Source organism: Actinoplanes sp. NPDC048791, from assembly GCF_040650095.1.
Lineage (GTDB): Bacteria > Actinomycetota > Actinomycetes > Mycobacteriales > Micromonosporaceae > Actinoplanes.
Genome location: NZ_JBEZGQ010000394.1, coordinates 1 through 7,218, shown reverse-complemented (window position 1 = coordinate 7,218; position 7,218 = coordinate 1). Strand labels below are relative to the sequence as shown.

The window sequence follows — 7,218 nt, the reverse complement described above, 5'->3', positions numbered from 1 at the left end:
CCCACGCAGATATCAAGCTTGACGGGCTGCGTGGGTCATCCCCCGCCCCCAAGCCCCACCATGCAACCAGCAAAAGGCGGGCCGCCCGAAAGCGACCCGCCTTTGCAACAAAGGGACTTAGAAGTCCATGTCCCCGCCACCCGGAGCACCGGCCGGAGCCGGGTTCTTCTCCGGCTTGTCAGCCACAACAGCCTCAGTCGTGAGGAACAGCGCAGCGATCGACGCGGCGTTCTGCAGCGCCGAGCGGGTGACCTTGGCCGGGTCGATGATGCCCGCGGCCAGGAGGTCGACGTACTCGCCGTTGGCGGCGTTCAGGCCGTGACCCGCTTCGAGGTTGCGGACCTTCTCCACCACGACGCCGCCCTCGAGGCCGGCGTTGACGGCGATCTGGCGGAGCGGGGCGTCGAGCGCGACCTTGACGATGTTCGCACCCGTGGCCTCGTCGCCGACCAGGTCGAGCTTGTCGAACGCGGTCTTGCCGGCCTGCACGAGCGCCACGCCACCGCCGGGGACGATGCCCTCTTCGACGGCCGCCTTCGCGTTGCGGACGGCGTCCTCGATGCGGTGCTTGCGCTCCTTGAGCTCGACCTCGGTGGCCGCGCCGACCTTGATGACCGCGACGCCGCCGGCCAGCTTGGCCAGGCGCTCCTGCAGCTTCTCGCGGTCGTAGTCGGAGTCCGACTTCTCGATCTCGGCGCGGATCTGGTTGACCCGGCCCTGGATCTGCTCGGCGTTGCCGGCACCGTCGACGATGGTCGTCTCGTCCTTGGTGATGACCACCTTGCGGGCCTGGCCCAGCAGGCTCAGGTCGGCGGCGTCGAGCTTGAGGCCGACCTCTTCGCTGATGACCGTGCCACCGGTGAGGATGGCGATGTCGTCCAGCATGGCCTTGCGGCGGTCACCGAAGCCCGGGGCCTTGACGGCGACGGACTTGAAGGTGCCACGGACCTTGTTGACGACCAGGGTGGCCAGGGCCTCGCCCTCGACGTCCTCGGCGATGATGATGAGCGGCTTGCCGCCCTGCATGACCTTCTCGAGGACGGGGAGCAGGTCCTTGACCGCGGAGATCTTGCTGTTCGCGATGAGGATGTACGGGTCGTCGAAGACGGCCTCCATACGCTCGGCGTCGGTCATGAAGTACGCCGAGATGTAGCCCTTGTCGAAGCGCATGCCCTCGGTGAGCTCCAGCTCGAGCCCGAAGGTGTTGCTCTCCTCGACGGTGATGACGCCTTCCTTGCCGACCTTGTCCATGGCCTCGGCGATGATCTCGCCGACCGTGGAGTCACCGGCGGAGATGGAGGCGGTGGAGGCGATCTGCTCCTTGGTCTCCACGTCCTTGGCGAGCTTGCTCAGCTCGTCGGAGACAGCCGCGACGGCCGCCTCGATGCCCCGCTTGAGGGCCATCGGGTTGGCGCCGGCCGCGACGTTGCGCAGGCCCTCGCGAACCAGGGCCTGGGCCAGGACGGTCGCCGTCGTCGTGCCGTCGCCGGCCACGTCGTCGGTCTTCTTGGCGACCTCCTTGACCAGCTCGGCGCCGATCTTCTCGAAGGTGCCCTCGAGCTCGATCTCCTTGGCGATCGACACACCATCGTTGGTGATGGTGGGAGCGCCCCACTTCTTCTCGAGCACGACGTTGCGGCCCTTGGGGCCGAGCGTCACCTTGACGGCGTCGGCGAGCTGGTTCATACCACTCTCGAGGCCGCGACGAGCTTCCTCGTCAAATGCGATGATCTTGGCCATACGGCTTTGTCCTCCTGGACATTCGCGGCGCCGGGCCGGTCCGGCCCGCTTTCCGCACGTTGAGAACCATGCGGACGTCACCACCTGGCGATGTGACGTCCTCAGGCCGAGCCGGATAGCCCGCGACGACCGGTCCCGTGCCCCGGCACCGATGGCGGTGCCGCAGCCGTGACCCCACCGTCCCGACCTGCTGGCACTCACATGGCGCGAGTGCCAATCACTTGTTTAGCACTCTGCTGGGGCGAGTGCAAGCAGAACGGACCGCCCGCACGGGTGCCCGCGGCGGTCGTTTATCGGCGTCCGACTTGCCCCCACCTGGGCGACGAGGTAGGCAGAGCAGCATGACCAGCACTGTCGCGCCCACCATGACCGTGCACCGGGTCACTCCCGCGGACGCCGGCCGGATGCGCGCGCTGCGGCTGGAGATGCTGGCCGACAGCCCGCTCGCCTTCCTGGAGACCCTGGCCCAGGCCGCGGCCCGGCCGCACGCCGACTACCGGCGCCGGATCGCGCAGGCGTCCACCGGCGGCCAGCTGGCCCAGTTCGTGGCCGATCCCGGGGGCCGGCTGATCGGTCACGCGGGCGGCACGGTGCTGCCGGAGGATCCGCGCGCGACGGTCGTCTTCGCGGTCTACATCACACCGGCCCAGCGCGGCCGGGGCGTGCTGCGCGAGCTGGTCGAGGCGGTGGCCGAGTGGTCGGTGGCGATGGGCCGCGGTGAGCTGATGCTCGAGGTCGTGGTCGGCAACGACCGGGCGGTCCGGGCGTACGAGCGCCTGGGCTTCGAGGACACCGGCGTACGGGTGCCGCACCCGGTCGTCCCCGGTCTGCTGGAGTTGCAGATGCGCCGGCGGGCCTGATGGGCGCCAAGTGGCCCCTGGCCCGCACCGTGCTGACCGCGCTGAACGGCACCACGCTGGTCGGTCTGGGCATCGCCGCATTGACCGGCACCAAGGTGCGCCGCGGCCCCGGCGGCATCCTGATCGCGGAGGGCTACCGCCGCAAGGCGCCCCCGGCGACCTGCTTCACCATCGGCTCGGTGATCATCACCCGGCGGACGGCCGAGTGGCTGCTGGACGAGAGCCGCGCCGCGCTGCTGGCCCACGAGAGCCGGCACGCCGGGCAGTACGCGGTGCTGGGCCCGCTGTTCTGGCCGGCGTACTGGCTGTCCTGCGGCTACTCGTGGACGATGACCGGCACCTACGGCACGCGTAACGCCTTCGAGCGGCACGCGGGCCTGGAGCACGGCGGTTACCGGGTGGCCCCGCTGCGGCCGGGGCTGCGCCGGTTCAGACGGTCAGCTGCCACTGGGTCCAGCGATCCACCGGCCGGAAGCCCATCGCCTGATTGATCCGGAGCATGTGCTCGTTCTCCACGGCGTTGGAGGTGTCGATCGCCCGCAGGCCGGGGCGCGCCGTACGCGCGTACCGCAGGTTGTGGTTCTTGATCGTCAGCCCGAGGCCGTGCCCGCGGTGGTCCGGGTCGACGATGGTGATGTTCTGCCAGGCGTGCCAGCCGGTGTCGTTCTCGCTGGCGATCATCGTCCAGGCGACGAGGCGTCCGCTCTGCTCGTGCACGGCGCCGGTGTGGAACGTCGTACGCCTCCGGAGGCGCAGGGTCTCCTCGGCCGCACGGACCCGGTCGGCGTCAATTTTCTCGGATTCCACGGCCAGCTCGCCGGTGGGCGCGTCCTCGTTGAGCCGGCTGTCCAGGTAGCCGATGTCGTCCAGCAGCTCCTCGGGCGCCTCGTCCGTCCATCGGACGAGCCGGTAGCCGGCTGCCGCGGGGCTGTCGTCGGGCAAGGGGCCGGTGATGTCCAGCCGGCTGCGGATCTCCAACAGGGCCGGGATCGCGCCCGCGGCTCGCGCGAAGGCGTCGGCGGCCACGGCCTCGCTGATCAGGTGCCGGCGGCCGAGCTCCGTCGCGCGGCGCACCGCGTGGGCGAGCAGGGCCCGGCCGGTGCCCCGGCGGCGGTGGTCCGGGTGGACGAAGAGCTCGACGATGACGTTGGCGAGGTTGTCGAGCTGCGGCAGGTACAGCTCGAGGTGGCCGGCCGGGGTCCCGTCGTGGACGGCGAGGTACTGCTCCGCCTCATTGCCCGGCCAGGGGTGCCGCAACCGGGTGCAATAGGTCTCGAAGGAGCTGAACGGGATGTCGGGGGCGTCCGCTTCGGCGGCGGCCCGGTCGATGTCGTAGGCCGCCCGCTCGTCGGTGAGAGCAACTATCCGCAGCATCCCGACAGCCTGCGCCACCGGCCGGCTGACCGCGACTGAGATTTGGTCGGGAGGACGCGCGCACAGCGCCTCCGGCACTGGGTCGTTGGGCCCCCAGGAGATTGTCGCCAAGCTCGAAGGTGGGGCCACGTACGGCGTCGCGTCCTCCCGCGTAGAGCATCCTGCCGACCCTGAGATCCCGGCGCAAGTCCTCGCGGGTAGGAATTCTCGACGTTAGGCAGAGTGCTGACTACCGTGTGTCACCCGAGCAGGCCGGCATCCCGGGCGCCGCGGAGGGACGGCTTGATCCGGTGGGTGGGTCCGACCTGGCCCGCGACGGCGTCCAGGGTCTTGAGGCCCTCGCCGGTGTTGTAGACCACCGTCTCCTTGTCCGGGTCGAGCTTGCCGCTGGCCACCAGCTTCTTGAGCACGGCCACGGTCACCCCGCCGGCGGTCTCGGCGAACACGCCGGTCGTACGGGCGAGCAGCTGGATGGCGTCGCGGATCTCGTCGTCGTCGGCGTAGTCCATCCAGCCCCCGGTGCGGGTCACGGCCTCGATGGCGTACGCGCCGGCGGCCGGGTCGCCGATGTTGAGCGACTTGGCGATGCCGGTCGGCTTGACCGGGATGATCTGGTCGGTGCCGTTGTGCAGCGCGGTGGCGATGGGGTTGCAGCCGGCCGACTGGGCCCCGAAGACGGTCCAGCCGCCCTCGGGGGCCTCGACCAGGCCGATCTCCACCAGCTCGGTGAACGCCTTGTCGATCTTGGTGAGCAGCTCGCCGCTGGCCATCGGCACGACCACCTGGGCCGGGATCCGCCAGCCGAGCTGCTCGGCCACTTCGTAACCCAGAGTCTTCGAACCCTCGGCGTAGAACGGGCGCACGTTCACGTTGACGAAGGCGGTGTCCTCGAACTCGTCGGTCTCGACCAGCTCGCCGCAGAGCCGGTTGACGTCGTCGTAGGAGCCGTCGATGGCGACCAGGTCGCCGCCGTACACCGCGGTGGTGATGACCTTGCCCTGCTCCAGGTCGCCCGGGATGAAGACGATCGAGGGCACCCCGGCCCGGGCGGCGTGCGCGGCCACGGAGTTGGCCAGGTTGCCGGTGGAGGCGCAGGCGAAGCGGGTGAAGCCGAGCTCGCGGGCGGCGGTGAGGGCCACCGAGACGACCCGGTCCTTGAAGGAGTGGGTCGGGTTGGCCGAGTCGTCCTTGACCCACAGCGGGGCCCGCAGGCCGACCTCGGCGGCCAGCGCGTCGGCACTGACCAGCGGGGTCAGGCCGGGGTCGAGGGTGACGCGGGTGGCCGGGTCCTGGCCGGTGGGCAGCAGGGCGGCGTAGCGCCAGATGTTGTGCGGGCCGGCTTCGATCTGCTCGCGGGTGACCGCGGCCAGCGCGGCGGCGTCGTACGCGACCTCGAGGGGACCGAAACACTCGTAACAGGCGTGCTGCGCGGCCAGCGGGAACTCGGCGCCGCAACCACGGCACACGAGGGCACGGGCGGGGCTGGTGGACTGGCGGGGGGCGTCGACGGTGGACGTCACAATGAGGCTCCTTCTCATCTTTCCCCCGGCGTCGGTGGACGCGCGTGGGGACGGAATTAGCACCTGCCACACGCTGGGCCTCGCCATCGAGACATGTGTGGTGGTTGCCGGGGCGTCATCGGGCCGTTCCCTCAGCCCCTCTGGATGAGGTATTCAGTTGTGTCCCTCACCTTACGGCGTGGGCGGCCAAAGCGCTGCCAAGCATCCCGAGGTGTGAGCTTCAGCTCCCGGGCGCGCGTCCCACTGATCGATGCGGGTCGATTGATTCACAGCAATCTCTGAGGTTGGAACGCGCGCTCCGCCCCTACTGTCCATTGAAAGTTATGGATTTGTTTGCCGGCTGGAGGACTCCCCGTGCTGTACGCGATCGATCTCGTCGCGGTGTCCGTGCTCGTCTTCGGGCTCTACTTCCCCCGGCACCGCCGCCGCGACCTCGTCGTCGCGTACCTCGGTGTCAACGTCGGCGTGCTGGCCGTGGCCGGCTCGCTCAGCTCGGGCACCGTCGGGGCCGGCCTGGGTCTCGGGCTTTTCGGCGTGCTCTCGATCATCCGGCTGCGCTCCACCGAGCTGGACCAGCACGAGGTGGCCTACTACTTCTCCGCGCTGGCGCTGGGCATCATCGGCCCACTGGGCGGCGGTGCGGTGTGGCTGGCGCCGGCGCTCATGGCGCTCATCCTCGTGGTGATGTTCCTCGGCGACCATCCCCGGCTGTTCCGCGGCTACCGGCGCCAGGTGCTGGTCCTCGACTCGGCGACCACCGACGAGGTGGCCCTGGTCGCCCACCTGGAACAGGTGCTCGGCGCCCGGGTGCACGCGGTCTGCGTCGAGCGGGTCGACCTGGTCAACGAGACCACGGTGGTCGAGGTCCGGTACTCACGGGCCCGTTCGGTGGCCGGCACCCGCGTGGCTGCGGCGGCCGGAGCCCGACCGTGACGGCCGCGCCGCCGCGGCTGGAGGGCCTGGCCGGCCTCGGCCCGATCGGGCTGGCCGAGCTCACCGCGCAGGCCGAGCTGCAGGTCAGACGGGACCGCAAGTACGTCCTGCCGCTGAGCGAGCTGGCCACGCTGCTGCCCGCGCTGGGCCGCGACACCCGGATCCTGGACATCGACGGCATCCGGCTGTTCCGCTACGCCTCGGTCTATTTCGACACCGCGGACCTGGTCTGCTTCCGGCTCACCGCACTGCGCCGGCGCCGCCGGTTCAAGGTCCGCACGCGGACCTACCTGGACTCCGGCACGTGCCTGCTGGAGGTCAAGACCGAGGGGGTACGCGGCGGCACGGTCAAGACCCGCCTGGCGTACGAGCGGCAGCACCACGACGACCTCGGACCCGGCCGCTGGTTCGTCGACGCCGTGCTGGAGGACCTGGATGTCAGCGGCCTGGTCTTCGCACCGGCGCTGGCCACCCACTACCGGCGCAGCACTCTGTATCTTCCGGCCTCGCAGAGCCGGGTGACCATCGACATCGACCTGTCCTGGACCGGGCCGGGCCGCAGTGCCCCGGACCTGAGCCTGCCTGACCTGAGCCTGCCGGGCATCGCCGTGGTCGAGACCAAGACCCGGGCGGCGGCCTCCGAGGTCGACCGCCTGCTGTGGGCCCGGGGTCACCGCCCGGCGTCCATCTCCAAGTACGCCACCGGCCTGGCCGCTCTGCGCCCCGAGCTGCCGTCCGCCCCGTGGCGCCGGCTGCTGCGCCGGCACTTCCACCCCGCTGCCCCGGCCGGC

Annotated in this window: 7 protein-coding genes and 1 riboswitch; of the genes, 4 read left to right on the top strand and 3 right to left on the bottom strand. The window is 70.5% G+C overall.

Annotated elements, in window-relative coordinates; genetic code table 11:
- Positions 1–117 precede the first annotated feature (117 nt).
- Entirely contained in the window at positions 118–1,740 is a 1,623-nt protein-coding gene (groL, locus tag AB0C29_RS25590; RefSeq protein ID WP_360824829.1) for a chaperonin GroEL, read from the bottom strand.
- Positions 1,741–2,081: 341 nt separating this feature from the next.
- Between groL and AB0C29_RS25585 the strand changes: the two genes are divergently transcribed.
- Together AB0C29_RS25585 and AB0C29_RS25580 are read left to right on the top strand one after the other, a co-directional pair.
- On the top strand, positions 2,082–2,600 hold the full coding sequence (locus AB0C29_RS25585; protein WP_360545914.1) for a GNAT family N-acetyltransferase: 519 nt from the start codon (positions 2,082–2,084) through the stop codon (positions 2,598–2,600).
- Positions 2,600–3,091, top strand: a complete 492-nt coding sequence (locus AB0C29_RS25580; RefSeq protein ID WP_360824826.1) for a hypothetical protein — start codon at positions 2,600–2,602, stop codon at positions 3,089–3,091. The genes AB0C29_RS25585 and AB0C29_RS25580 overlap by 1 nt, the downstream gene beginning before the upstream one ends.
- Here AB0C29_RS25580 and AB0C29_RS25575 read toward each other — a convergent pair.
- Both AB0C29_RS25575 and thrC read right to left on the bottom strand, forming a co-directional pair.
- On the bottom strand, positions 3,030–3,974 hold the full coding sequence (locus tag AB0C29_RS25575; protein ID WP_360824823.1) for a GNAT family N-acetyltransferase: 945 nt from the start codon (positions 3,972–3,974) through the stop codon (positions 3,030–3,032). The genes AB0C29_RS25580 and AB0C29_RS25575 overlap by 62 nt on opposite strands.
- A 239-nt stretch (positions 3,975–4,213) precedes the next feature.
- Positions 4,214–5,494, bottom strand: a complete 1,281-nt coding sequence (thrC, locus tag AB0C29_RS25570) for a threonine synthase (protein ID WP_360545920.1) — start codon at positions 5,492–5,494, stop codon at positions 4,214–4,216.
- Between the two features lie 11 nt (positions 5,495–5,505).
- A riboswitch (SAM riboswitch) is annotated at positions 5,506–5,645 on the bottom strand.
- Positions 5,646–5,848: 203 nt separating this feature from the next.
- Here thrC and AB0C29_RS25565 point away from each other — a divergent pair.
- Both AB0C29_RS25565 and AB0C29_RS25560 read left to right on the top strand, forming a co-directional pair.
- Positions 5,849–6,427, top strand: coding sequence for a DUF4956 domain-containing protein (locus AB0C29_RS25565; RefSeq protein WP_360824820.1), 579 nt, complete (start codon positions 5,849–5,851; stop codon positions 6,425–6,427).
- The coding region (locus AB0C29_RS25560) for a polyphosphate polymerase domain-containing protein (protein WP_360824816.1) at positions 6,424–7,218 on the top strand (795 nt) is incomplete at its 3' end. The genes AB0C29_RS25565 and AB0C29_RS25560, both read left to right, overlap by 4 nt.

What these genes read in the sequence shown, in the direction of transcription:
- groL (WP_360824829.1), bottom strand. Translation starts at nt 1,740, where the DNA reads ATGGCCAAGATCATCGCATTTGACGAGGAAGCTCGTCGCGGCCTCGAG.
- AB0C29_RS25580 (WP_360824826.1), top strand. Translation starts at nt 2,600, where the DNA reads ATGGGCGCCAAGTGGCCCCTGGCCCGCACCGTGCTGACCGCGCTGAAC.
- AB0C29_RS25575 (WP_360824823.1), bottom strand. Translation starts at nt 3,974, where the DNA reads ATGCTGCGGATAGTTGCTCTCACCGACGAGCGGGCGGCCTACGACATC.
- AB0C29_RS25585 (WP_360545914.1), top strand. Translation starts at nt 2,082, where the DNA reads ATGACCAGCACTGTCGCGCCCACCATGACCGTGCACCGGGTCACTCCC.